Origin of the sequence: Shewanella sp. 10N.286.52.C2 (assembly GCF_002874545.1) — a bacterium.
Lineage (GTDB): Bacteria > Pseudomonadota > Gammaproteobacteria > Enterobacterales > Shewanellaceae > Shewanella.
The window spans coordinates 94,567-120,772 of sequence record NZ_MCTV01000039.1; the positions used below are offsets into that span (position 1 = coordinate 94,567).

Here is a 26,206-nt window from a genome sequence, read left to right on the forward strand (position 1 = left end):
AGATGATAAATGCCTGACTTAGCAATAAGTCAGGCATTTTTTTAGGGATTGTATTGCTACGGGTTTAGCTAATGATAGGTACATCATAGGGTGTGTTGTTTGGCAGTATGTGATTTATCTCTTCAGTTGTTAATTGCCAATGTTGCTGCATCACAGTCGATATCCAGCTAAAACTATTACTGGTAGGTTGTAAGTCTCGATTTTGAAATAACTGCTCAGGTTTAAGTCCCGGCCATTGCCCTAAGACTTTACCGCCTTTTACTGCGCCACCTGCGATAAACATAGCACTACCAGTGCCATGATCCGTACCATAGGTGCCATTTTCTTTTACAGTGCGGCCAAACTCGGTAGCAACAATTATCACAGTATTTTGCCATTGATTAACTAAAGCGCTTTTAAGTGCTTCTAGGCCTTTATCTAATTGGCTCAATTGACGGTTAAGGCGACTATGTTGGTTGCTATGGGTATCCCAGCCGCCCATTTCTAACATGGCGCAATCTATTTCATCACTTTGGGTTAAAAAATTACCACAGGCCTCGGCTAAGGCGACAAATTTACGACTCTTATTGCCACCACCTAGCATGGCCATTTCTTTCAATGAGATCCCATCCATTAGGTTTTGAGATAATTTTTTGTCTTGTTGATAAAGCACGGCTAACTGCTGATAAATATCTTCATCAGCGGGCTCTCCTTTAGTGGGATACCAAGTATTGACACTATCACTCCCGCGTAAACTGATAGGGATAGCGTTTGATATGGCAATAGCGCTATTGTTTTTATGATCTAGTGAAGCACTTATGGCTCGTCCTAACCAGCCAGACTCAAGCTCTTTAAGTTCTCCACCGCTTTCTAAAAAGTCTTGTCCAGCAAAATGTGACCGCTCAGGGTAACCAGACGATACTGCCACAATAGGTAACAGTTGCTTGTCGAGATACCACTGATGCATATTGGTTAATACTGGATTTAAACTAAATTGTGGGTTTAACACGAGTTTTGAATTGGCGACATTATCGGCTAGCGTGGGTCTTAATTGAGAAAAGTTAGGCTCCTTTAGTGGCACTATGGTATGCAATGGGTCAAGTGCGCCGCGAAGTATGACCCAGACGATATTCTTTTTAGTTTTAGCTGAGGACGCGGATGTTGCATTCGCCACAGAGCTAGGCGCTAGGCCGCTGCTTAACATCACTAAACTGGCACTGATCCCTTTAATAAATTCACGACGTTGCATGTTATCTCCTTAAGAACTCAGGGCTAAGTAATAATAACGCTAAAGCTTGTTCACGACTTTCTGCACGGGTAATGGTATTAAATGATAATTCAGATAATGAGTTGCCATATAAGGTATTAATTGCCTGAGCGGTATCAGAATCTCGTTGGGAGGTAGCAAATTGTGTGGTCCAGTTGATTTTGGTCATTAATGCATTAGCACTGTTCCAGTCTGGTTCTAGATCGCCAAATCCCTCAGGGGAGCCCGCTTTAAAAGGCTGTTGACCCATTTCACCTAACTGCTTAAGTAATTTTTGCATGTTAGTGACAGGCTTATTAACTGCGCGGTAACTAGAGATGACATGTTCAACGGGGGTTTTAAACTTCAGCTGTTCAGGCTGCCATGACTCGTCTGCATTAATTAAGGTCAGCATAACTTGTTTGATGTTGCCATTGGTGCTGTTCCATGTTTCAACAAGCTTGGTTTGCAGTGTTTCAGAAGGATTATCACTTATAAAATATTTAACTATTTTATAGCACAGGTGGGTTGCAGTTTGTGGCTGTTTGGCAATATCAGCTAGCATAACTTGACCCTGTTTAACGCCAGAGGCATTGTCTTGTGCGGCAGGATATTGTTTACCAAGTAGGGTTCTAGGTCCTGGCTCATGGCCATTGACTCGATAGATAAAACCTGTGGCATTATCTTTTCTGGGGTTGGCAATGCTCCACCCGCTAATTCCGTTTGCTAGCTCAATGACATCAGCTTGAGTGTAACCACCATTAACCCCAAGGGTGTGTAGTTCGAGGATTTCTCGAGCTAGATTTTCATTTAACCCTTTGCCTCGCTTGCCAAGAGGAGAATTTGCACCGAACGACTTTTCATTATTGAGATAACGTATCATGGCAGGATGACTGGTCACTGCCAGTAGCATGTCTGCAAATGATCCTAATAAATTTGGCGCTATGGCTTCACGCTCTAATGTGGCGGCAAGTGCTGTCATCACTCGTCCACTGACTGTGACACTAAAATGATTTGAAAAAAAATGTAATAAACGCCAGCTTAATGAGTTTGGAGAATTGATTGCGCTATTAAATGCACTGGCTGTTAGCTGGTAATAGGCTTGTTTGTGTGGCGGCAGTGGCTTTGGCCCGTTAAATTTCTTTTTATTGTTGGCTTTATTTGCATTAGATTGACCTTGCATGGACATCATATTTTCAGTTTGACGGTTTTTTTTTGCTAGCTGCTCTTGTCTTAAAAATTCGCTTACTTGACGGATTATTTCGTCAGAGTTGAATTCAGTTGCTTCAAACTCTGGGATCACCAATTGTTTAACTAAGTAGGCTTTTGGATCGTTAGTCGCTAGGGATAGTTCGTTTGGCCTCGCGCCAAGTCCAAATCGGTTAGTGGCAATTATCGCAGCTGCTGACATAGTACATCCTTGGATCAGTTAACTTGTGGTCTTGGTGAAATATTACCTTAAGCTAAACAAAGCCGATTTATAAGCGTGAACTAGATTTTTTAGATGGTTTTATGAACAAATTAGCCTTAAGAATGACATAAACTACACAAAATAGAGGGTAATATCATTTTTGGCTTGATAGACGCTTGCACTGCTGAGGATTTATTTTAACCACGACTGTTTCAAGATAGAAGGTGAGGCAGCTTAGCATTATTGCCAGACAAATTAGTTATGTTTGCGGGGCTGGCTGATAAATACAAAAAAACTACCCATTGAGCGCAGTGGGGAGCTCTGGCTCAAAGGGATAGCATTAAAAGTAAGCCGGCTGTATCTGGCTAACTAATATTGACTAAGCGACTTTTGTTAAAATAAGTGCTGTTTTAAATAAGTGCTGTCTAAGCAAGTTATCGCGTTTTGTTGTAAATAACTAAGGCGACAATGGCTACTAATGCAATAGCAGGTGCGAGTTCATACAGATGATGAAATAGACTGACTGCGCCATGACCTTCGTGGGCAAATGCAAGAGTAGGGGATGCAGCCATTAGCATTGCGGTTAGTTTCGTTTTCATTGTTAGTTCCTCAATAATTCTTTTTTAATTGGTTAATAAAAGTTATTACAAATTGAGCTTTAATCGGTATTCATTTCAAGTTGCATTAACATCATCTGCTCACCATCTATTACCTGAGTATTGGTACTTAAACATCTTGGGCAAACAATATTACGTTCGGTTAATTCTGATTGCGTGTCACATTGGCGGCAGTGAATGATTAGCGCCTGTATATTCATATCCAGCATGGCGTTGTGGCAAATCCCTTCAAGTTTGAAAGTTTCAAACGCCGTGGCCAATAAACGTGGCTCGACGCCACTTAACACCCCAACTTTAATCTGTACTCTGATGATTTCATTAGCTTGATTTTGGGCCGCTAATTGCTCAATTTGCTCCAATAATGACATCACAATTGAATACTCGTGCATTAGCAAATCCTTGGTAATAGCTCACCTTGGGGAACATCTAAATAGCGGCTACTGCCCCATGGTGTGGTTAATACTACTTTGCCAAGGTGTTGATTAGTCACATTGCCGATAATGCAGGCTTGATCGCAGTGGCAATATTGTTTCATGATAGTTAAAGCCTGCTCAGCTCTCTCCTGTGGCAGGGCCATAATAAAGGTGCCTTCATTTGCTAAATCAAAGGCTTCAAAACCATAAAGTTCACACAGGCCTTGGACTTGTGGCGATATTGGAATTAATTTTTCATCGACTTCAATGCCAACAGCAGATGCATTGGCCCATTCATTTAATACCGCAGACAGGCCGCCGCGAGTGGCATCTCTCATGGCATGGATTTCGATATTCGCTGCAATGAGTTGCTCGACTATGGGCCAAAGAGTGGCGCAATCACTGGTGAGTTCAGACTCTAAACATAAGCTATCACGTGCCATTAAAATGGCTGCTCCGTGCCTTCCAATGTCGCGGGATACGATAATAGCGTCACCTTGTTGCAGGTTTTTAACTGAAATACCGGGTTTTAAAATTCGGCCCACACCTGAGGTATTGATAAATATGCCGTCAGCGCAACCTTTAGGCACTACTTTAGTATCACCACAGACAATACGTGCACCAGATTTATGTAATTCAGCGGCCATGCTTTGCACTATGGTATTCAGATCTTTAATGGCAAAGCCTTCTTCAATAATAAAACTGCAGCTTAAATATTCTGGCTGCGCTGCCATCATGGCTAGATCGTTGACTGTGCCAGCAACGGCCAGTTTGCCGATATCACCACCAGCAAAAAATAAAGGCTCAACGGTAAAAGAGTCGGTAGTAAATGCACAATGGCCAGTTAAATTTAAATCCGCAGCATCTTCTTGAGACTCCAAAATTGGATTTGAAAAAGCTTTAAAGAACATATCAGTAATTAAACTGTTCATCTCTTTACCGCCACCACCATGGCTTAACTGCACGTGTTGATATTTATTCGCTGGCATTCGTTACTCCTGTATAACGATAATATGCATTGCAGGCACCTTCTGAGCTGACCATACAACTGCCCAATGGATTGTCTGGAGAGCAGACTCTGCCAAAGACTTTGCAATCTTGTGGATTGGCGAGACCGCGCAAAATATCACCGCATTGACAGGCTTTGTGGTCATCAATTTCTTCAGTGGGTAGCTGTTGTTTAAATATAATTTCGGCGTCGCGATGGGCGTACTGGGGTTTTAAGGTTAATGCTGATTTGGCAATCGGTCCTAAACCACGCCACCTAAATGATGCTCTAAGGGTTAAGTATTGGTTGATTAATGCCTGGGCTGCTTGATTACCCTCGTAACTGACTGCGCGGCTGTATTGATTATCAAGCTGGGCAATATTTTGCTGTTTTTGTTTTACAATTCTAAGAATCGATTCCATCACATCCACAGGTTCAAAACCCGCTACTACCACTGGTGTGTTGTAGTTATCTACTGCCGCTTGGTAAATTTTAGCGCCGCTAATCACGCTCACATGGGCAGGTCCTATAAAGGCATTTACTTTAGCTTGTGGGTTGGCCATCACGGCATCAATCGCTGGTGGCACTATGACGTGGTTGATATGAAATAACAGATTATTTATTTGCTGTTTTTCAGCTTGGTCAATTAACACTGCAGTCATTGGGGTGGATGTTTCAAAGCCGATGGCAAAAAAGATAATGGTTTTATCAGGGTTGTCTTTTGCGATACTAAGGGCATCCATAGGGTCGTATAAAGGCCGAATATCACAACCTTTAGCACGAAATTGAGCAAGGCTACCTTTTGAACCAGGCACTCGGATCATATCGCCTAGGGTCAATAATATAACGTCATCAAGCTGTGCTAATGCAGCAGCGTGGTCGATGCGCTCTTTTGGCATAATACACACAGGACAGCCGGGTCCATGAATAAAATTGATGTTAGCTGGCAGCAATTGCTTTAAACCATATTTCATTATGGTGTGGGTATGACCGCCGCATACTTCCATTATGTTAATATCAGTATCTATCTGACTAGCATGTGAGTTTATTTCTTCTGCTAACGCTTTGATGGTGTCAGGATTGCGAAACTGTTGATATAGATCAGTGAGGATCATAAATCATTTCCTTCATCATTAAGTTTATCAACAATCTCTTTATAGAGTTCCAAACTTAATTTGGCATCTTCTGTATCGATTTTATTCATCACAAATCCGATATGGATCAGCACAAATTCGCCCACCTTTAATGGCTCTGTCATTAGGTGACTACTGACCCGGCGTTTAACCCCTAAGGTATCGACGGTGACACTAGTATCATCGTGAACAGCGGTAATTTGAGAAGGCACTGATAAGCACATATTATTGCGCTCCAATTGCGCTGTTTATCCAATCAGCCACTTGGTTAAGAGATTGTGGGTCTTTGACTGAAATGGGTAATAAGGTCACATCAGGATTGAGTTTTTTAAGTTGCTGCTCGCATTCGGTTAAGGAAAAGTCAAAATACTCGGCTAAATCCATTTTGGTTATGAGTACCAAATCTGCACGGCGAAACATAACCGGGTACTTTTCAATTTTGTCGTCACCTTCAGGCACAGATAACAGTACGATATTTTTGTGGGTGCCGACATCGTAACTAGCGGGGCAAACAAGATTACCAACGTTTTCGACAAAGCAGACATCAATAGGTTTAAGGTCAATATGGTGCAGCGCTTGATGCACCATAAAGGCATCTAAGTGACAGGCTGAGCCGGTTTGAATTTGATAAGCACTAATGCCTTTAGCGATTAAGCGGTCAGCATCACGAGAGGTTTCTAAGTCGCCTTCAATGACCGCGAATTTAGCCATTAAATGAGTGGGTAAATATTCCAGTAAAGTGGTTTTACCGCTACCTGGGCTACTCATTAAGTTAAAAGCCATGACGTTATTGGCTTCAAAATGCGCACGGTTATGCTGGGCTTCATGATCATTCTTATCTAATATTTTATGAATAACAGATAAGGTCTTAGTATCATTAAGCTGCGGGTTAGAGTGTAGGCTATGTTGATGATCTGTAATTGAACATCCGCAATCTTGGCACATATCAATATTCCTTATTCGAAACGCCTCTTGCTATATCTCAGTATCAATGGCGGTTAAAAATTATTCTTTGATTAACATCAGCAATTAATCGTTATTTAAATATTAATTGGCTATTTGTGTTGTTTGTTGTTGTAAATAGGCAAACCATAATTGCCCTAAAGAGATGCCGGCATCGTTTATAGGGATAAGTTTACTGGGTAGTATTTGCCGCTGCTTTAACGCTTGCTGACATTGTGTTAGTAGTAATTTATTTTGAAACACACCGCCGCTAAACACTAAAGCATATTCAGGGTACTGATTAGCAACATCAGCGACAGCTCGGCTTAAACTCGCTGTGAATGCAAAACATAATTGTTCGGTCGATGGCGGCTGTTTAGCCGTGATAAGCCCGATAACTTGTTTGATTAATCCGCTGCTATCCCAAACTTTAACTGCTGAAGCAGCTGCTGTTGGCTCTGGAGACCATGCCAGTAATTGCTGCTCAAAGTTGGCAGTATTTGTTGTATTAGATGCTATTGATTGCTTGAGCCAGTTATTAGCACAAGTTTCAATTAACATGCCTGCTTGGGCTTCAAACTGATTCGTTTCAATAAGATTAAGCGCAACAGCAATGGCATCAAACAGCCGTCCTATTGAGCGTGATTCAATGCAAGCACTATTGTTAAGCCACATACGATGTAAATTATCTAAGGTATGAGCAGGCATTGTTTGAATTGCCTCGATGGGCAGTTTTTTTATTTGAGCAAGGCTGAAGTGCTCGAATAACAAGGCTAATAAAATCCTTACGGGATGTTTAATCGCTTGCTCGCCACCAATTAACTTAAATGACTTCAAGTGTGCGACACTGCGATAATTAATGCCATCAAGCAACATGCACTCACTGCCCCAAAGGCTGTCATCATCACCTAAGCCTGTGCCATCAAAACTAAATCCTAATACTGGTTTTTGGTAGTTATTGATCGCCAGCACACTAAGGATATGCGCATGGTGATGTTGAACCTGTGAAATCGGGACATTGTGTTGATTATTAGCCCATTGGCTAGATGCATAATCAGGGTGCTTATCACTTATTATTTTCTTAGGGTTAAAACGATACAGTCGCTTAAATGTGTTTAAGGTGTGTTCAAATAACTGGTTAGTTTCGAGGTTATACAAGTCACCAATATGCGGGCTAATAAAGGCATGTTGTTTAAAAGCAAAGCATTGAGTATTTTTTTGCTGCGCCCCGACCCCAAGAATTGGATATTTAATGGCGCTGGGTAAGGCAATACTTAATGGCGCATAGCCTCTTGCTAATCGAATAACCTGAATTTGCTCGTTAATTACTTGAACAACGCTATCATCACAAGGGTTTACAATGGCTCTATTGTGGTCAACGAGGCCATCAATCACATGGCCTAGTTGCGACATAATCTCGTTGGCGTCGGTAATAATGGGTAAGCCTGAAAGATTTGCGCTGGTGGCAACAATAGGTTTGTTAAAGGCATTAAGCAGCAGATGATGCATGGGAGTGTAGGGCAGAAACAGTCCTAATTTATCTATGTCGGGTGCAATTAACTTGCTGATAAAATTATCAATATTGGCGTGTTTAGCCATTAAGGTGATAGGTTTTTCAGCACTACTTAAGAGTTGCCACTCTGTTTTTGTGCCAGTAACGAGTTGTTTGGCTTGCTCGATATTCGCTGCCATAACGGCAAAGGGCTTTGCTGGGCGCTTTTTACGTGATCTTAGCTTTTTAATGGCCTCATCATTAGTGGCATCACAAATAATATGAAAGCCCCCTAGACCTTTAACTGCTAAAATTTTGCCATTATTTAACGCGCTGATGATGGCTGAAAACACTTGCTGTTGATCAGTAATAACCTCAGTTATCTGCCCATGGGTAAGCATGTCAAAACGTAACTTGGGGCCGCATTTAGGGCAGCTCACTGGCTGAGCATGGTAGCGTCGATTTAAGGGATCTTCATAGGCTTTTCGGCAGTCATCACACATAGCAAAATTAGCCATTGAGGTAAGATGGCGATCATAGGGAAGTTGCTTAACAATGCTGTATCTTGGCCCGCAATTGGTGCAATTTGTAAAAGGGTATTGGTAATGACGATTATTTGGATCTGCGATGTCAGCTAAGCAATCTGTGCAGCTACTTTTATCGGCTGAAATTGACACTATGGCTTGTTGATTAGACTGACTTTGGCTGATTGTAAAGTCGGCTAGTCTTGTATCGATTCGTTCTTCTACCACATTCAGTTTATCGATTCTGGCTAATGGCGGTGGATTAACTCTTAACTGATGGATCACATGATTGATATCAGTATTTAATCCTTGTAGATGAATGCATACACCTTGCTCATTATTTAGCACACTGCCGAGCAAATTAGACTGAGTGGCTAATTGATAAACGTAAGGGCGAAAACCAACCCCTTGGACTATGCCGTTTATATTGAGTTTTACCTGTTGAAGATAGGCTTGGTGCAGTCCCATAGGCTTACCTTAACCCACGTCTTTTGGCGAGATACAAACCACCAATGGCAATGTTGGCGCCATCGAGATCTAATTGATGGTTTACCACTAGAGGGTAATTCTTTTGTAGCCGCATACATAGGCGCTCAGCAAGTACGCTATAGACTAAATCGTTGCCTGCTAACACCACGGCATCAATTCCTTGTTGCTGCTCCAGATGATCAAGCCAGTTACTAAGATAATCAGCCAGTGAATCAAAAAAGCCAAAAGCTAAAATGGCGGGATTGGCGCCAGCTAATTTAAAACTCATTAAGCTGGCAAAGGTACGGCGCCAATTAATGCTCCTATAGCCGTTTTCTGAACAAAGTGGAAAATCAATTCTAGGGGCATTATTACCATGATACTGCTGCGCCAGTGCATGAAACGCATCTGCTTTTGCGTCAATACTGGTTAATTGATTTAAGGCCTCATCATCTAAAATCAACATGGCAGCTAGGCCAATAAAATGTTGAATATTATCACTAGCTTTATCCAGTTTGGTTAGTGCTAATTGATGGATTTGTTGTGGAAATGCTAGGGTAAACTTAGCGAGTACTTTTGATTCTTCGTGCTGTAATTGCGCAATAATATCAGCGCCATGTTGCTCAAAAGTCGGTAATCGTAAAAACTGGGCAATTTTTTGTTGTTTATTTTGGGTAATAACTACACTGGGGTTGTCATGGCTAAAATAGAGTGTGGCACTGGTGATGGATTGTTTGTCTGTTGCTGCTAGCGTTTGATTCGACAGCATTCGATTGGAAATTTGACTGATCACAGCTTCAGACAAATTCAGCAAACCTGCGTGCATGGCGCAGCAAGCCGCGTCTATTCCAGTCACTGTTATTTCAGTCACAGCGGTGATATCAGCTGCTGACATACGGCAATGGATCTGTTTGTTGTTCCAGCTGGCTTCATAGTGTTTGTATTGAGCAACATCATGTAATGGGCTGGCGCCATTAATGGAGAATTGGTGATTGCTGGCGATTTCTACCCAAGCATTATTGATGCGAGTTACGCTTGGCTTAGCTATGGACTTAGTTAAAGGCTTGTGTAAGTCGTTATGAGTATCAGCGCTAACTGAATCGTTTATATCAATATAGACCCAATCAATACCAATAGTGTTTAGCTGATCAGCCAGTGCCATAAGTAAACGACTGTCAGCAAAGCTCACTTGATAGTATGGATCAGTAAGTGTTGGCTGGACTTTACACTTAGCTTGATGTTTAGCAGTAGTAACACCTGAAAAGACTGCTGCATCAGCTGACATCAGTTTGAGTCGCGGTTTTTCTAAACTGGATAAGGCGAGGGTATGGTACTGCTGCACTGCAAAATACTTACTTAAATGCTGGGGGTTACAGATTAAAATATGTTGTTGGCCAGCGTTTTTGGCAAAAGGTTGTAAGCTCAAACTGAAATTTGAACTTGGATCCGAACTTGATACAGAACTTAATTCAGAACTTAAATAAGTGCTGCCACTGCAGCTTAAACTAATCTTGGTGTCATTTTTTAACCGCGCTGCAATTGCAATAAGATCTTGCGGCGCCATAGATTGCTCTAAGGTGCTTATACGCTCATGGCCGTGACAATGGGGACAAACTAGATCAAGCTTTAAAAAGTTAGCATCTGCGGCATTAACCATCTGCGGCTGGCATTCACTACAGTAACTGATGTTGAGCTCAGCATGGGCTAGCGGCTTTTGGCTGCCTTTACGGGTTTTGATGACACCGACATCAGCAGAGCATAACCAGATTGAATATAAAAATTTGGCGGCAATCTCATCGGCAAGGGCGGCGAGTTGTGGCTCTGTGGCCTCAACTTCTAAAAAATAGCGATTGTTGTTAAAACCCGCGCTAAAGTCAAAGCGGGTATCGGCTATATATTGATTACAAAGCTGCGCATAAAAGGCCACTGGGCGCTGGCAGGTAAAATTAAAACTGACTTTATGCATAGGGCTGACATCCACGTTTATAGGAATCAGGGATTAAGTCGTTAATATTAACACTGTGTTTTTTTGTATAGCTAAAACCTGCTTTTTCAAGGTGTGCCAGTAAGGCTTTTTCCATCGTCGGCACCGCAGCTTGTATTGACTCAGTTAAGCCTAATGTCATCGGCTCGATGACTGTCGGCGTAACTCCAATCACGTGAGTATTGGGTCTATCACCGACCATGTCCATCATGATCAGGGTTTGCAGCATCTCAACCTCATGGGCACTGCCTTGCCAATCAATTTCGGGTGGCGCTTGATCAAAATTAAATGAATACACCTCTCCGGGCTTTACCCCTGGACTGTTTACGGTATCCACCACAATTAAGTTGTCATATTGACAAAGAATAGGGATAAGTCCTTGAGCAAGGGTGCCACCATCTAAAATATCGAGTTGATGGTTTGGCTGATAGAAAGCGTATTTTTCATCGATATAATTAACAAAATGTACGCCGATCCCTTCATCAGCGTACAAAACGTTTCCTATACCTATTAGTAAGCTAGTAGACAAAGGCTAGTGATCCTTATGGTAGTCATAACCGGAGACGATAGAGTCAACAGAGTTATGCTTAAAGCGTATGCCTGACCAAACCGCCATATAGATATGAATAACCACAAATATAATGAAAGCCCAGGTGACTATGTGATGCCAAATTCGCACCTGTGCTAACCCGCCCATTAAGGCCGTAAACCAAGCTGAAACTTCCCATATAGCGCCACCTAACCCTTGATGATAAACATTGGCATAAAGCACCAAGCCAGTGATACACATGAATAAAGCCGCAAATGATATGGCAACGTATGTCATAAACTGCAAAGGTCCGTATACGCCAGCTTTATCTAAGTGTCCCATCCAGATATAGGATTTAATTTGTGCTATCCAGCTCTTCAGGCTTAAAACATCTCTGATTGAACGTCGTTCAATGGCGCTTTTAGCAAAAAAGAACAAGTAAAAACGTACTATGGTGATACTGGTAAGTACAAAGCCAAACACGAGATGTACAAAGCGGATCCCACCTTGAACCAAGACATCAGAAGATGCGGGCGCCACCAAAAATGGCCATGAAATGTAAAAACCAGTTACCACTAACATCAAAATAGACAGTGCTCTAAGCCAATGGAATATCCGTATGGCAGGTGAGAAGATGAGTTCTCTGCGATGGGTTGCAATTTGAGTCATAATCCTTTCCTCTTAGATCCGCAAACTTGCTAAAACCCGTTAGGATCGATGCGGAATTCACCTAAATCATTACCTTTATAATCCATTACGTGTACCGCGCAGGCCATACATGGATCAAACGAGTGAATAATTCGAATGACTTCCAGTGGTTTGGTTGGATCTTCAAGTTCAAGCCCAATCAGTGATGCTTCATAAGGGCCAACTTTACCGTCAGCATCGACAGGGCCAGAATTCCACGTGGTAGGAACAATAGCTTGGTAATTTTCTATCTTACCGCCCTTAATTCTGATCCAGTGACTGAGCATTCCACGCGGCGCTTCAATCATCGCATGGCCGATGTAATCGCGATCTGAGTCTATTTCTGGTGTCACATAGGTAGATTCATCCGATTGCATATTGGTTAACATGGCATCAAAGGTTTTTAAGCCTTCTTCTGCCACAATCACGGTTTGCAGCATGCGCGCCGCGGTGCGGCCTAAGGTGGTGAATAATGCTTCTATAGGCAGGCCTGTTGCGGCGAGCAACCCATTAACACTATCAACAACAATCTTGTTGCCACGGGCATAGTTCACCAGTAAACAGGCTAACGGCCCAACTTCTACGGGTTCGCCCTGATATCGTGGGGATTTAACCCAAGAGTATTTTCCATCACCATCGACAGTCGGTAATTTGCCATACACGGTATCGCGCTCAACAAATCCGGTGTAATTTGGAATCGTTGTGCCGTCATAGGGGTGCTGGGCGGTTTTTGCGTCATACCATGAGTGGGTGACATCTTCTTTTATGGCATCGGGATCTAAATCGCTCACCCCGGCTAAATCTCCATTCATTATCACGCCTTGCTCAAACAGATATTGACCATCAGCTAAGATAAAGTCATCGGTGGCTAAAAAGTTTTTAACATTGACGCCGCCTAACACACTTGGCTCGCCACCAAAGGCGGCAGCTGCCATAACGATGTCGGCTTTATAAGCGCGGATAATAAAGTCATGGACGATAGCGTGTTTTTGTTTCCACTCTTGTAAACGTGCAGGACTTAGCATGTCTCTAACAGAGGTAACACCGCCAACTACAAGGGATTGCGGATGCGGCGACTTGCCGCCAAATATTGCTAGCATTTCAGCTGCTACACGCTGAACTTCTAACGCTTTAAGGTAATGGGATAGGGCAATGAGGTTTTGCTCTGGCGTGAACTTGTAGGTTTTATTGCCCCAATAGGCATTAGCAAAAGGCCCAAGCTTTCCGGTATCAACCAAGCCTTTGACTCTTTGCTGTACGGCGCGTAATTCACCTTCGCCAGTGGCGATAGGGTTTTCGGTGTATTTATTGGCTTCTTGGGCGGCTAATGCCGGATCGGCACTTAAGGCTGACACCACATCAACCCAATCTAAACCATGTAAATGATAGAAGTGCACAATGTGATCATGCATATACAAAGAGGTTTGCATTAACGAGCGTAAGTACTTTGCGTTGAGCGGGATTTTAACCCCTAAGGCATTTTCAACCGCTTCAGTACCGCAGCGATAATGAGAATAGGTACATACCCCACAAATACGTTGCACAATTAGGCCGACATCCATAGGAGTACGGCCTTTTAAAATGACTTCAATACCACGCCAAAGGGTAGAAGATGACCAGGCCTTTTGAATAACATTATTTTCATCAACTTCAACTTCAACACGTAAATGGCCTTCGATACGGGTGATAGGATCGATAACGACTCGTTTACTCATGGTTTATTCCTCTAGCGGCTTAGCAAAAAGACTAGTTACTGCGTGAGCACCTATGCCCACAACGGTCGCACCAAGAATGACGGTACCAATGGTATCGGCAGTGGCATCAATACCGTGGAGCAACTGTCTGCCTAATGGCTTTTCGAAATCCGCCATATCATCCCAAAAATTAGGTTCAGCGCAGCCAATACAGCCATGACCTGCAAGTACTGGCCAACTGGTATGATGATTAAAGCGTTCAGTGGGGCAGTTGTTGTAGGTATAAGGGCCTTTACAGCCCATTTTGTATAGGCAGTAGCCATCTTTAGCACCTTGATCGCCAAAGGTTTCTACAAATTCGCCAGCGTCAAAACGACCACGACGTTCACAGTTATCATGCACTCTAGCGCCGTATGCCCATTTAGGGCGATTAAACATATCTAACGCGGGCAGTTTTCCGAACATGATGAAATACATCAAGGTACCGACAATGTTCTTTTCACTAGGAGGACAACCGCCTAAATTAATCACCGGTTTATCAATAACCTCTTGCACACCTTTAGCACCAGTAGGGTTTGGGGCTGCAGCTTGTACGCCGCCAAATGCGGCGCAAGTTCCAACAGAAATAATTGCAGCCGCCCCAGCAGCTGCTTCTTTTACTATCTGCATTCCGGTATGGCCTTTACAGCCGACCGTTAAATAAGTGCCATTATTAGCCGTTGGTACAGCACCCTCTACCGCTAATAAGTAATTACCTTTATATGCCTCCATAGCATGCTCAAGGTTTTCTTCAGCTTGCCAACCGGCTGCAGCCATCAATGTTTCATGATATTCCAAAGAAATATGATCAAAGATGAGGCTGTCTAAATTAGGGCTGTCGGTTCTGATAAGGGATTCTGAACAACCGGTACATTCGGCCATATGCAGCCAAATCAGTGGTACTCGATCAGCAAGCTCAGCGGCTTCGGCAACTAGATTGGTGAAAGGCAGGGGCAATGCGAGTAGTGCGGTAACAGATGCACTCCAAGTCATAAACTCACGTCGGCTAATGCCATTTTTTATTAATTTATCTTTTAGGCTAACGCTGTGACGTGGTTGTAACTGCTGCAATTGCGCAATTCGTGTTTTACATCGTTGATATAAAGCTGCATGTGTATCCATCTGATAACCTTATCCATGTTGGAGGATCAAACTGCTTTATTAAATATAGATCTGTTAGGGATAGGTATATTGATACACATCAATCATTGTTCACTTATTGAACACATATAAAAATAGAGTGTTTCGCTATTTGAACAAATAGTGAGCTGTTGAGTCTTGAAGTTTTTTGCGAGGATTGATAGCTGCTAAATAGAAGTCACTAGGAAACTAGAAGCTATTGGACGTACTTGTCTGATGTTGATTTTATTTACAGCAAAAGTTATTTCAATTTCTAACTTTATGGCTGTTTAAAACCAGTAAAATCGCGCTGACTTATCTCAAATTCAACGCGCATTTCATCATAATTATTTAAGTTAACTGCCAGTCAATTGTTTCAATACCTGTGGCGGTACTAAGGTTGATAATTTCGCTAAACAAGCATTAGTACTTGGATCGCGATATTTAATTTTAAATTCACATAATGTGTATAAGCGCTGTGGATCACGACTAACATCATAGGCTTTAGTTAAAGACTTCATCATCTCAACCGGATTGACTTTTTCTTGTGCAAGGCCTAATACCATCCAGTTTTGTGGGTCATTAGGCTCTACCTCAGTTGCTTGTTTAAAATAGTCAATTGCTTGAGATAACTGCTGCTGACGATAATAAGCCAACCCTGCGCTATAGCGTAATGAGCCTGCTTTGGGCTGATTTGTAATCCCTTGCTTTAATATCGCCATGGACGCTTGTTCTTTACCTAATTGTCGATATAAATCAGCAAGGTTGGCATAACTGCTGGCCAGTATTGGCTCAATAACAATAGCTTGTTTATACGCTTGTTCTGCCTTATCGAACTGTCTTTTAGCGAGGTAAACATTACCGCGGTTTAACCACGAAAAACCTCTATCGGCATTATAAGCTTGTATTTCGAGGTATTCTGTTAATGCAGGTTGCAGCAATTTCTGCTGCGCTGATGTCATATTCTCCCAGTTAGTGACTAGGGCGCCTGCCGCTTCAGTTCTAATGGCATAAGCCGTATCTGTTAACAGTGGCGCAATTAACCGCCAACGATCGGCAAACTCAAATGCGGCAGAAGCAGAGATAGCCGTTGAGCGTATTTGCGCAGAAGGATCAGTGACAGCTTGCTCCATAGCACGATAACTTTGCTGACTAGGAGAATTACCCATTCTTGAGAACGCAGAGGCGCGAATAATTGTCGGTTGCAACGGGTTTAAAGCTATTTTCGTTAAAAGCTCACCACTATTTGGGTCATTAGTCGCCGCTTGATAGAAAGCTTCTGCATAATTTGGTTGCTGACGAACCGTAGAATGCGGAAATTGTTTAGCGACAGCTTCAGCCGCCCAAGTAGCTAATTTATCACTATGACACTGACTACAGACATTAGGCGTTCCCATTGTGATTGATAAATCAGGCCTTGGTACTTTAAAACTATGATCAGCGCGGGGGTCAACTTCCATGTAGGTGGTTTTTGGCATATGGCAGCTAACACATTGCGCCGCTTCACTCCCTTGTTGATGCTGACTGTGTTTAGCTGCACTATATTCACTGGGGATATGACATTGAAAACAAATTGATTCAATAGGGGCTGTTAATTTATTGCTATGGGGATTGTGACAGTCACTACAGACTACGCCTGCCATATGCATTTTAGATTGCTTAAAAGAGCCTAATACAAATACTTCATCATAAATTTGGCCATCGGGATAATATAAGTTAGGCGCAATTTCGCTGAGGATGTATTTGTCGTAAAAATTATCGATATGGTCATGTGCCTTATCATTGCTATCTGTAAGCTGTGAACGGCGGCTATGACATTGGCCGCAAGTTGCTAACTGCGCAGAAGGTTTGATTTTGTTCGGCTGGAGAATTTTTTTACCTTGCTTAAACTCCCAAGCGCCTACTTTAGGGGTTAAATCGCGATTAAAACCATATTGGGCCAGCGGCTGTGTTTGATTTTTTGTCCATTTGATATGCTCACTGGCGGGGCCGTGACAGGCTTCACAGGCCACGTTGATTTCTGACCAACTACTGTCAAAGCTATTGTCTGTTACGTTATAGTTTTTTTTGACATTGGTTGAGTGACAATCAGCGCACATGTAGTTCCAGTTTTGGCCTTTATTAGTCCAAAAGAACTCGTCGTAAGGATCCATTTCAGGATACAAATAAAACCAGCGTTGTCCGCCTTCATCTTTACTACGACTATCCCACGCAAAAGGGATTAATTGTATCGCACCGTTTTCAAATTCAACCATGTATTGTTGTAACGGTTCATAACCAAAGGTATAGCTAATTTTATAGTCGTTAAACTTGCCATCTGGGCCTTTAATATTGACCCAGTACTCACTTCCTTTCATAAAAAAGCGTGAGACTTCACCTTGGTAGTCAAATTGTTGATCGGTAAAGTTTGCTAGAACGATATCTGCAGTAGCCTGACCCATAGACATATCATGATGAGATCCTTGCCAATCGCTGTATTGTTGCTGGTGGCATTCAACACAGGTTTGGCTGCCACTAAACTCAGCGGTATAAGCAATAGCACTCGTAAATAAAATGCTAAAACTAAAAAAGGTGCTTAAGCTTAGTAAGCTAATACTAAATAGTGGCTTGAATTTCATATTAAATTTACGGATAAGGCTAATTAATTGTCATAGTAAAGTTAAATTAACAATTAGCCAACACTTAGCGTGTGACAATTTATGATTCGTTAATCATTTTCACTTTTGACTGGACGTTGCACGCAGCTTAAAGGCTTGATAATCGAATTGAGGTTTGATCTTACAACTCTATGGCAAAGTATTATTTTGTGATAAATGTAGCGTTAATTTAAATGGCGTAACTTGTTTTTTATATCAATTGCTCTACATTTTAATAAGAGAACGACTAGCGTTACCGCGTAAGTACACATAGATACGTTTAACTCATTGAAGACAGGATATAAGAGGCTTTTATGCTAGGTGAAAATCATTCCCTCAGAAACGAATTTCCAGATCACATAGATACTATTACTTCGCTTATTAGCAGCAATGTCGATTTTGCTGAAATAATGAAAAAATACGATGCGTTAGATAAACAAATTAGGGATCTTGAGATGCGAGACTCGCCCATCGCAGACGAATCCATCCATGAGTTAAAGCAGCAGCGTGTAGTAATGAAAGACGCCCTTTATCATCAAATTACTTTGGCAGAACAGGGCTAAAAGAATGTATTTAAGAAGCGGGCAATATCGATTAGATATTGCCCGTTTTTTTATTGCTTTAATAAAGGAGACAGCACGTCAAGTTTGCCATCAATGGGTTCACTAATAGATAAATTAAGTATGTGTGCAATTAAAGGGTAAACATGAATATTTTTAGCTAACTCAATTTCTGCTTGATGGTTAAAAGCCGGGCCGTTGGCATAAAAAATGGCATTCATATCCGGCATCACTTCAGCGTAGTAGCCATGTTTACCCTTAACGCCAGGTTTTGCATCACTGCTGGTAATGTAATGATCATGGGTGACCAAAATCGCATCACCAATGGCGGGATTAAAGTCATACTCAAGGTGCTTAGGTATCGACTCCTTTCTATAAAATGCTAAGCCATCGGTCGCAGCAACTAGTTTCTCAAGGGCAATTAAATCTTGGTCTTTATTATTGCCATGGGCGCGCACTAATGAAAAAGCGGCGTCATTAATAAAACTAAATCGAGATTTTAATGCCTCATCATCGGCAAACAGTTTGTCTGTGTAGATACGCTCAAAATCAGCAACCTGTGCCATACCGTGATCTGATGTGATGATAATATTAACCGCATAAGGTAGCGCATTTACTTGCTCAATTAAGCTAGCAATGACCTTATCAATGTAATTGACAGCATCATGGGTTTGCTGCGATAACGGCCCGTGATGATGACCTGCGCTATCGACATCTGAAAAGTATAATGTCACAAATTGCGGCCGCTGCGTTTCAGGTAATTTAAGCCATTCAATAACTTGCTCGACACGGGTTTCATTTGCGACTCTACCGTCATATCGTTTCCAATAAGTGGGTCTAAAACCCGCTATTTCAGCTTCGGAGCCGGGCCAGAAATACGTAGCTGATTTCATTCCTTGCTGGGCAGCTAAAGACCAAAGTGGAACGCCAGTGTAAAAACGGCCATCGGTGACGGCATCATGGTCGCTTAAAGCGTAATGGCGCCCTAATGTGGGGTTGTAGAAACGATTAGCAACAATGCCATGATTACTGGGATAGAGACCGGTAACCAGTGTCAAATGGTTAGGGAAGGTGACTGTTGGAAATGACGGCGTTAATTGCGTTATTGTTGCGGCATTGCTGGCAAAGTTATTAAGAAACTTAGGCTGATGAACTTTATTGTAATCATGCCTATAACCATCAATAGAGATAAGTAACACATAGGGCTTATCATTGACATTATGGGGCTGATTTGACCCTAATGATGATGTTTCATCTGCCATGATATTATGGCTTAAAAAAACCAATGCGATAGTAATACTGCTACTAAGTTGTTTTAACCTTGCAAGGCTGTTGGATGCTAACCATTGACGCATTATTGCTTCCTTTATTATTGTATTTAGTCGAAGACAAAAATTACTTTGAACTCTTTTTATTATCTAATTTAGCCATCATAGTTAGTGTTGATGACAATCCTATGATGTGTCATTTTTTGCAGGCTGATTAGTTAACAAGTATTTTAGTTAATTATCAATGCAATTAACTGAAATTAAAACAATAAAAAAGCGAAACATCCTGTTTCGCTTTTAAGTTGGTCACATTGTTAACCGATTATTTTACTGCTTGACTGGCTAACTCTGCTTTATGCTCTTCAGCTGTTAATGGAAAATAATGTCTCCAAGAACCTCTCAAGAAAATCCGCGTATCTTCAATTGCTATATAAAGACAAGGGATTAAACACAGTGTTACCACTGTTGCGAACAACACCCCAAACGCCAGTGATACGGCCATTGGTATCACCATTTGTGCCTGCATACTGGTTTCAGTCATGATTGGCACTAGACCAATAAAGGTCGTTAAAGAGGTCAACATAATCGCTCTAAAACGTCTGCAACCAGCGTTAATTACCGCATCATTGAGTTTAACCCCTTGTTTTCGGGAATTATTCACATAATCCACCATCACTAGTGAGTCATTGACCACCACACCTGCAGCGGCAATAATCCCGAATACAGAAAGGGCACTTAAATCAATACCTAAAATGATATGGCCAAGCATTGAGCCAATCACGCCAAATGGGATCACCGACATGATCATAAAGGGTTGCACGTATGACTTAAGCGGTATCGCTAATAAGCTGTAAATCACCAACATAGAGATAATAAAATCACGCATTTGGGTATCGGCACTATCAAGTTGCTCCTGAATACTGCCAGAAACCTCACTTTTCACTCGAGGGTATTTTGCCAATAATTGCGGAATGAAATTATCACGAATATCTTTGGCGAGTTTAAATGGCTCAGCTTGTTCAGCATCAACCGAGGCCCATACATTAATGGTTCGGTTACCATTTTCACGGCGAATACTACTCACGCCTTGAACTACGTTTATATTAGCGACTTCAGACAGGGGTAATTCAGCACCTTGAGGCGTTTTAATCAACACCTCCTGAACGAGGGCGATAGAGTTACGTTGCTCTTCTGGGTAGCGTAGCATCACCTTGATTTCTTCGCCGTTACGGATAATCCGCTGTGCTTCAAGTCCGTAAAAGCTATTACCGACTTGTGAAGCAATATTGGCCAGGGTTAGGCCTAAACTGTGGGCTAAAGGTTTTAAGTCAAATTGCACTTCTTTGGCAGAGGATTGACGACTGTCATTAATGTCACTCGCCCCTTTTAAAGTACCTAACTTTTCTTTTAACTCCTTCGATGCAGCAATTAATTGCGCTTCATCGTTACCCTCTAGTCGGAAACTAATATCACCATCATCCATGCCGCCACCAAATAAACTATCTTGGATGGTGAAAGATTTAACTCCTGGGATATTTGGCATCGCTTGGCGCCATAATTCAGCCACTTCAAAGGTATTAATGGGTCTTAATTCCGGGTCGACCAGTTTTGTCCTCACTTCTGCTTTTGTACGACCTTGAAGCTCAACTTGTAACTCTGCAATCATGCCTTGACCATATTGAGATTCAAGCTCTTTCTCAACAGTACGCAGGGCAGATTCAATGGCATGGGCGGCATTAAGGGTTGCGGTTTCTGCGGCATCGACATTCATTTCCAAGGTGATACGAGGAAAATCATGGGGGATTTTAGGTTGCCCAATAAAGCGTACTAAGCCGCTTATATAAAGGGCTGCGCAAATAACAATTAACATCACAAAGGTCGCAATAACTGAATAACGGTATTTTACTGCAGCAGTTAGACTAGGGCGGTAAACATTAGCAATAAAATTCGCTAGGTTTGTTTCAATTTTACCTTGAATAAAGTTAACGATATTTCTTAACCAATCTAACGGATTTTTAGAACCCGGTTGCACAACTTTAGGTTTTTTCATATGCGCTAAATGTGACGGTAAAATTAACTTTGATTCCACTAATGAAAAGATTAAGCACAAAATAACCACAAACCCAATGGCTTGACCAAAGGCTGATGAAGGGCCGTCATCTAAGGTGATCGGTAAAAACGCTGCAATGGTGGTTAATACCCCAAAGGTTGCCGGCATGGCGACCCGTTTAACCCCGCGAATAACACTATCGATATTTTGACCGTTTTCTTCACATTCAGTATGGGCGCTTTCTCCCATCACAATGGCATCATCGACCACAATACCCAATACCAGTATGAAGGCGAATAAACTGATGACATTGATGGTGACATCAATAAAGCCCATTGGCATAAATAATAGCGTACCTAAGAAACACACGGGTAAGCCCATCATTACCCAAAACGCTAACCGCACTCGCAGAAATAACGCCAGCATGATAAAGACTAATAATGCGCCTGTTTTCATGCTATCGAGCATTAAATCTAAACGACCTTCAAGGTAGTAGGTCATATCAACCCAAGGCTCTAAGGTCACACCGTCTGGTAAAATAGCCTGTTTGTCAGTAACGTATTTTTTTAAAGTATCGGCAACATCGGTGATACTTTGGTTTTTAGCGGCGCCAACAAAAAAGGTGACAGCATTTTGGCCATTGAATTTAGAATATTGAATGCCTTCTTCAAAGCCATCGTTGACCGTCGCAACGTCTCCCAGTAATAAGTTAGTACCGTCATCCAAGGTTAATAAGGGTAAATCTTCAAACTCATATCCGACATACGCTTGGTTTTCTACTCGTAAGTTAATGTAGCCATTTTCAGCTTTAATTTGTCCCGCTGACATATTACGGGAATAACCACGTACAGCTTCTGCAACATCGTTAAAACTAAGACCAAATTCTCTGAGTCTGTCTTTACTGACTTCGACACTGATTTCGTAATTAAGTCCGCCATAGAATTCTGAAATATTTACATTAGGCAGTTGCATGATTTCTTGATGAATTTTTTCGCCTAAGTCTTTGAGTTGTCGTTGAGATAAGTCGCCATATAAACTTAAATACATCACTTCTTGGCGTATTTTTATGCGCTCAACTTTTGGGAACTCCATGCCTGCTGGGAATGTTGATACTGAGTCAATTTCTGATTTAACTTCATCCAATACAATTTGTGGGTCGTAGGAGTCTTCAATTCTGAAATAACCAGAGGCTTGGTTACGATTAGAATAGGTAATAACCCGCTGCAAGCCCTGAACAGTCTCTAAAGCTTGCTCTATTTTGACCGTAATGCCTTCTTCAACTTCTTGGGGCGCAGCGCCCGGATAAACGGCGCTGAACTCAATCCAGTTAATTTCAACTGCAGGGAAGAATTGCTTACGTATGGTGTTTGCTGTCAGTAAGCCACCAAGTAATATGATGATCATTAATAAGTTTGCCGCCACACTGTTGCGGGCAAACCAAGCAATCAAACCTTTATGGGTGTCTTCCATGATTATTCCTTATCTTTGATGGCGATTGCTGATTTAATAATGTCGTCACCTTCAATAGCATCTTGCTGGAGAATCTTATCTTCAGGTAACTTTACTGACATGCCTTCAATAGGGTAATCAAGTGCCGAGGTAATAATATTCATCCCATCTTCTAAACCACTTGAAATAATCACGTTACTGCCGTCTTGGCGAATAATATTAACGGGTAAATAACGTAGTTTCTTTTCTGAATCCATTACCGCAACTAAACCGTTTACAATCAGGTGGCGGGGAATAATTGCAACGCTGCCAGCTTGTGTGCCACCAATATGTGCTGTGACATAGGTGCCAAAGCGTAATTCTTTATGGTTACCTTTAAGTGCATAAGGGTCATTTATTTCAGCGACTAAATAAGTCATACGACTCTTACTATCAATCACACCTTCGCTACGGACAATCGTGCCTTGCCATTGCTGTTTTTCACCGGCGAAGTTACCCACCAAACTTACTTCAGCATTAGCGCCTTTTCTGTCTAGATATTGCATTTCTTTATCTGCAAGTGGCAAACGTACTTCAGCAATTTCAGTGTTATACAAGGTGCCAATTGATGCGCCATTGCCAACATAAGTGCCTAAGCCAATATTACGACTGGCGATTAACGAATCATAAGGTGCTTTAATCACTGAACGTTCTAAATTACGTTGGGCACGATGTAAGCCGGCTTCAGCACTTTTCAACTTAGCGATTTCTTTGGCTAATTGAGGTTTACGTAAACTTAAATCGCTAGGTTTACTATCGGTAATCTCAGCCCATTCACGTTCGGCTACTGCTGCAGTGGCTTTTTCTAGCACTAGGTTTGATTTAGCTGATGCCAGTTCAGCTTGTGCATCAAGTAATGCTGATTCGTAATCACTTGGATCTATTTTGGCGAGTATCTGGCCTTTTTTGACGAAGCCTCCTTTTACAAAGGCTTCTGCAAGGTAGGTGATTTCACCATTCACTTGTGCCACTAATTCAGTTTGATACTTAGGGTTAACAACCCCATAAGAGCTAACCGTAAATGTCATTGGCTTATATTCAATGCTTTGTACTGATACAAGCGGGGTCGTGTCTACTGGTGGTTTTTCTTCGGGTGGTTGCTTCATGGCAACTAACGCCGCTGTTATGGCAATGCCAGAACCTATAATTAAGAAAGGAAATACTTTTTGCATTGTGGTCGCCACGGGACATCCTTTTTGAAGAGATAACACAAACCTTTCGCGCTTGTGTGCAAATGAGTTATCGACATTATATGGAGATGTTAATAAAACTGTTAACTGTAAGTGGTAACAATGTGTAATTTAATGTTTCAAATGTTTCGAGACTGACAGTTTACTTATTACCTATAGCGACAATTGTGCATATAAAGTCCCATTTTTTGATAGTGATTCATAACGTTAAACGAGCTTGTCACATAAGTATTGGCAAGGTTGTAAATGTATACACCGAGTTTAAATGTGAGGCTGGTAAGGAAAAAAATAGGTAATAAAACCACATTCATTAACATATTGTGCTGATTTACGCTCATGAAGCTAATTTTTAATAGTAATTTTGAGTGCTAAGGTTCAAAATCACTGATTATAAATGCTCATTTTTATCTTTCACACAAGGAACAGTAATGAACGTATTAGTTACCGGTGGTGCTGGCTATATCGGCTCACATACAGTGTTATCACTGCTAGAAAACAATTGTAATGTCGTTGTTTTTGATAACCTGTTTAATTCAAATATTGAGTCAATTAAGCGAGTAGAGGCATTAACTGGGAAATCGGTAATTTTTATAGAAGGTGACATTCGTGACAAACAGGCTTTAACCGCAGTTTTTGAGCAATTTGATATTCAAACCGTGATCCATTTTGCAGCCCTTAAAGCGGTCGGTGAATCAGCGCAAATTCCACTTGAGTACTATCAAAATAATGTTCACGGCTCTGTGTGTTTATTGGAAGCCATGGCCGAACATAATGTTTATAACTTTATATTTAGTTCATCAGCGACCGTTTATGGCGAAGAAAATGATGTGCCTTATGTTGAGACCATGAAGTTAGGTACACCTTCAAGCCCTTATGGGGCAACTAAAGTAATGGTCGAACGGGTGATGGCAGATTTTGCTGTATCAAACAGTAATTTTAGAGGGGTATCATTACGTTACTTTAATCCTATTGGTGCCCATGAAAGCGGCCAAATTGGTGAGTCACCAAAAGGTATTCCTAACAATCTTCTGCCTTATGTTGCTCAAGTTATGGTGGGGAAACGTGAAAAGCTAAGTATTTTTGGTGCTGATTATCCAACTAAAGATGGTACCTGTGAACGTGACTATCTACATGTAATGGATTTGGCAGAGGGGCATGTTGCAGCAATGAACTGGTTAGACAACAATGCTAGCTTTACGGGAGTTGAGTCGTTTAACTTAGGTACAGGTAATGGCGTATCGGTATTTGATATTGTTTCAGCGTTTGAAAAGGCGGTTGCAAAACCTATCCCTTATGAAGTTAGTCCAAGACGAGCAGGGGATTTAGCTGCATTTTGGGCCAATGCGCAAAAAGCTAATCAACAATTGAATTGGCAAGCAAAGCGCAGTTTAGATCAAATGATGGTTGATACCTGGCGCTGGCAATCAGCTAATCCTAATGGTTATGATCAAGCGTAACGTTAGTCTTAATGTCTCGCAGCATGAGTTGAAAGCGCCTTTATGTGAAAATGAAGGCGTTTATCACACATCTTGGTTAAGTAAATCCCCCTTAAATAATCACAGCAACAATCAGTTAAACGATTACTTAAACAATCATTTCTACGATCAATTCAAACAGAAAGAATGCCTTTAAAAGCTAGTCTGTTGTCGGCACTTTTTCATCAATACTAACAATTTCCATTTTCTTAAATATCAGCAAAAGTCCGACATACACGCCAACCAAATTTAGCCCTAAACCTATCCGTTATAT

Annotated in this window: 20 protein-coding genes; 2 read left to right on the forward strand and 18 right to left on the reverse strand. The window is 41.6% G+C overall.

Annotated elements, in window-relative coordinates:
* Positions 1–64: 64 nt before the first annotated feature.
* From BCU94_RS14240 to BCU94_RS14305, 15 genes are all read right to left on the reverse strand, one after another.
* On the reverse strand, positions 65–1,228 hold the full coding sequence (locus BCU94_RS14240; protein ID WP_102476752.1) for a DUF1501 domain-containing protein: 1,164 nt from the start codon (positions 1,226–1,228) through the stop codon (positions 65–67).
* 1 nt (position 1,229) lies between these two features.
* Positions 1,230–2,636: a DUF1800 domain-containing protein gene (locus BCU94_RS14245; protein WP_102476753.1), complete on the reverse strand. Its 1,407-nt coding sequence runs from the start codon at positions 2,634–2,636 to the stop codon at positions 1,230–1,232.
* A gap of 434 nt (positions 2,637–3,070) precedes the next feature.
* On the reverse strand, positions 3,071–3,235 hold the full coding sequence (locus tag BCU94_RS19670; protein ID WP_198589276.1) for a hypothetical protein: 165 nt from the start codon (positions 3,233–3,235) through the stop codon (positions 3,071–3,073).
* A gap of 59 nt (positions 3,236–3,294) precedes the next feature.
* Positions 3,295–3,642 carry a hydrogenase maturation nickel metallochaperone HypA gene (locus tag BCU94_RS14250; RefSeq protein WP_102435491.1) on the reverse strand — a complete coding sequence of 116 codons (348 nt, stop codon included), beginning with the start codon at positions 3,640–3,642 and terminating at the stop codon, positions 3,295–3,297.
* Positions 3,642–4,655, reverse strand: coding sequence for a hydrogenase expression/formation protein HypE (gene hypE / locus BCU94_RS14255; RefSeq protein ID WP_102476754.1), 1,014 nt, complete (start codon positions 4,653–4,655; stop codon positions 3,642–3,644). Before hypE ends, BCU94_RS14250 begins: the two co-directional genes overlap by 1 nt.
* Complete coding sequence (gene hypD / locus BCU94_RS14260) at positions 4,642–5,769, reverse strand: hydrogenase formation protein HypD (RefSeq protein ID WP_102476755.1); 1,128 nt, start codon at positions 5,767–5,769, stop codon at positions 4,642–4,644. Before hypD ends, hypE begins: the two co-directional genes overlap by 14 nt.
* Positions 5,766–6,011: a HypC/HybG/HupF family hydrogenase formation chaperone gene (gene hypC, locus BCU94_RS14265; RefSeq protein WP_102435486.1), complete on the reverse strand. Its 246-nt coding sequence runs from the start codon at positions 6,009–6,011 to the stop codon at positions 5,766–5,768. The genes hypD and hypC overlap by 4 nt, the downstream gene beginning before the upstream one ends.
* Before the next feature lies 1 nt (position 6,012).
* A complete protein-coding gene (gene hypB, locus BCU94_RS14270) occupies positions 6,013–6,732 on the reverse strand; it encodes a hydrogenase nickel incorporation protein HypB (protein ID WP_102476756.1) in 720 nt (239 codons plus the stop codon).
* A 102-nt stretch (positions 6,733–6,834) separates the two neighbouring features.
* Positions 6,835–9,213, reverse strand: coding sequence for a carbamoyltransferase HypF (gene hypF / locus BCU94_RS14275; protein WP_102476757.1), 2,379 nt, complete (start codon positions 9,211–9,213; stop codon positions 6,835–6,837).
* A gap of 4 nt (positions 9,214–9,217) precedes the next feature.
* Complete coding sequence (locus BCU94_RS14280; protein WP_102476758.1) at positions 9,218–11,179, reverse strand: hypothetical protein; 1,962 nt, start codon at positions 11,177–11,179, stop codon at positions 9,218–9,220.
* A complete protein-coding gene (locus BCU94_RS14285; RefSeq protein ID WP_102476759.1) occupies positions 11,172–11,726 on the reverse strand; it encodes a HyaD/HybD family hydrogenase maturation endopeptidase in 555 nt (184 codons plus the stop codon). The genes BCU94_RS14280 and BCU94_RS14285 overlap by 8 nt, the downstream gene beginning before the upstream one ends.
* A gap of 3 nt (positions 11,727–11,729) precedes the next feature.
* The gene (gene cybH / locus BCU94_RS14290; protein WP_102476760.1) at positions 11,730–12,395 is read right to left on the reverse strand and encodes a Ni/Fe-hydrogenase, b-type cytochrome subunit; all 666 of its coding nucleotides are present in this window, start codon (positions 12,393–12,395) and stop codon (positions 11,730–11,732) included.
* A 29-nt stretch (positions 12,396–12,424) separates the two neighbouring features.
* Positions 12,425–14,128 (reverse strand): nickel-dependent hydrogenase large subunit, encoded by a 1,704-nt coding sequence (gene hyaB, locus BCU94_RS14295; RefSeq protein WP_102435476.1) that lies wholly within the window; start codon positions 14,126–14,128, stop codon positions 12,425–12,427.
* A gap of 3 nt (positions 14,129–14,131) precedes the next feature.
* On the reverse strand, positions 14,132–15,268 hold the full coding sequence (gene hyaA, locus BCU94_RS14300; RefSeq protein ID WP_102435474.1) for a nickel-dependent hydrogenase small subunit: 1,137 nt from the start codon (positions 15,266–15,268) through the stop codon (positions 14,132–14,134).
* Between the two features lie 353 nt (positions 15,269–15,621).
* Positions 15,622–17,883: a cytochrome c3 family protein gene (locus BCU94_RS14305; RefSeq protein ID WP_102476761.1), complete on the reverse strand. Its 2,262-nt coding sequence runs from the start codon at positions 17,881–17,883 to the stop codon at positions 15,622–15,624.
* A 332-nt stretch (positions 17,884–18,215) separates the two neighbouring features.
* Here BCU94_RS14305 and BCU94_RS14310 point away from each other — a divergent pair, with 332 nt between their 5' ends.
* On the forward strand, positions 18,216–18,464 hold the full coding sequence (locus tag BCU94_RS14310) for a YdcH family protein (RefSeq protein ID WP_102476762.1): 249 nt from the start codon (positions 18,216–18,218) through the stop codon (positions 18,462–18,464).
* A 50-nt stretch (positions 18,465–18,514) separates the two neighbouring features.
* Here the strand turns inward: BCU94_RS14310 and BCU94_RS14315 are convergent, their stop codons facing one another.
* From BCU94_RS14315 to BCU94_RS14325, 3 genes are all read right to left on the reverse strand, one after another.
* Positions 18,515–19,816 carry an ectonucleotide pyrophosphatase/phosphodiesterase gene (locus BCU94_RS14315; protein WP_102476763.1) on the reverse strand — a complete coding sequence of 434 codons (1,302 nt, stop codon included), beginning with the start codon at positions 19,814–19,816 and terminating at the stop codon, positions 18,515–18,517.
* Positions 19,817–20,051: 235 nt separating this feature from the next.
* Positions 20,052–23,249 carry an efflux RND transporter permease subunit gene (locus BCU94_RS14320; protein ID WP_102476764.1) on the reverse strand — a complete coding sequence of 1,066 codons (3,198 nt, stop codon included), beginning with the start codon at positions 23,247–23,249 and terminating at the stop codon, positions 20,052–20,054.
* Positions 23,250–23,251: 2 nt separating this feature from the next.
* Positions 23,252–24,451, reverse strand: coding sequence for an efflux RND transporter periplasmic adaptor subunit (locus BCU94_RS14325; RefSeq protein ID WP_102476765.1), 1,200 nt, complete (start codon positions 24,449–24,451; stop codon positions 23,252–23,254).
* A 434-nt stretch (positions 24,452–24,885) separates the two neighbouring features.
* Here BCU94_RS14325 and galE point away from each other — a divergent pair, with 434 nt between their 5' ends.
* The gene (galE, locus tag BCU94_RS14330; RefSeq protein WP_102476766.1) at positions 24,886–25,914 is read left to right on the forward strand and encodes a UDP-glucose 4-epimerase GalE; all 1,029 of its coding nucleotides are present in this window, start codon (positions 24,886–24,888) and stop codon (positions 25,912–25,914) included.
* Positions 25,915–26,206: the final 292 nt, after the last annotated feature.

Coding starts and splice junctions, on each gene's coding strand:
- BCU94_RS14310 (WP_102476762.1), top strand. CDS start 18,216: ATGCTAGGTGAAAATCATTCCCTCAGAAACGAATTTCCAGATCACATA.
- hypF (WP_102476757.1), bottom strand. CDS start 9,213: ATGGGACTGCACCAAGCCTATCTTCAACAGGTAAAACTCAATATAAAC.
- hypD (WP_102476755.1), bottom strand. CDS start 5,769: ATGATCCTCACTGATCTATATCAACAGTTTCGCAATCCTGACACCATC.
- BCU94_RS14320 (WP_102476764.1), bottom strand. CDS start 23,249: ATGGAAGACACCCATAAAGGTTTGATTGCTTGGTTTGCCCGCAACAGT.
- hyaB (WP_102435476.1), bottom strand. CDS start 14,128: ATGAGTAAACGAGTCGTTATCGATCCTATCACCCGTATCGAAGGCCAT.
- BCU94_RS14245 (WP_102476753.1), bottom strand. CDS start 2,636: ATGTCAGCAGCTGCGATAATTGCCACTAACCGATTTGGACTTGGCGCG.
- BCU94_RS14240 (WP_102476752.1), bottom strand. CDS start 1,228: ATGCAACGTCGTGAATTTATTAAAGGGATCAGTGCCAGTTTAGTGATG.
- BCU94_RS14280 (WP_102476758.1), bottom strand. CDS start 11,179: ATGCATAAAGTCAGTTTTAATTTTACCTGCCAGCGCCCAGTGGCCTTT.
- hypC (WP_102435486.1), bottom strand. CDS start 6,011: ATGTGCTTATCAGTGCCTTCTCAAATTACCGCTGTTCACGATGATACT.
- hyaA (WP_102435474.1), bottom strand. CDS start 15,268: ATGGATACACATGCAGCTTTATATCAACGATGTAAAACACGAATTGCG.
- hypE (WP_102476754.1), bottom strand. CDS start 4,655: ATGCCAGCGAATAAATATCAACACGTGCAGTTAAGCCATGGTGGTGGC.
- hypB (WP_102476756.1), bottom strand. CDS start 6,732: ATGTGCCAAGATTGCGGATGTTCAATTACAGATCATCAACATAGCCTA.
- galE (WP_102476766.1), top strand. CDS start 24,886: ATGAACGTATTAGTTACCGGTGGTGCTGGCTATATCGGCTCACATACA.
- BCU94_RS14315 (WP_102476763.1), bottom strand. CDS start 19,816: ATGCGTCAATGGTTAGCATCCAACAGCCTTGCAAGGTTAAAACAACTT.
- cybH (WP_102476760.1), bottom strand. CDS start 12,395: ATGACTCAAATTGCAACCCATCGCAGAGAACTCATCTTCTCACCTGCC.
- BCU94_RS19670 (WP_198589276.1), bottom strand. CDS start 3,235: ATGAAAACGAAACTAACCGCAATGCTAATGGCTGCATCCCCTACTCTT.
- BCU94_RS14305 (WP_102476761.1), bottom strand. CDS start 17,883: ATGAAATTCAAGCCACTATTTAGTATTAGCTTACTAAGCTTAAGCACC.
- BCU94_RS14250 (WP_102435491.1), bottom strand. CDS start 3,642: ATGCACGAGTATTCAATTGTGATGTCATTATTGGAGCAAATTGAGCAA.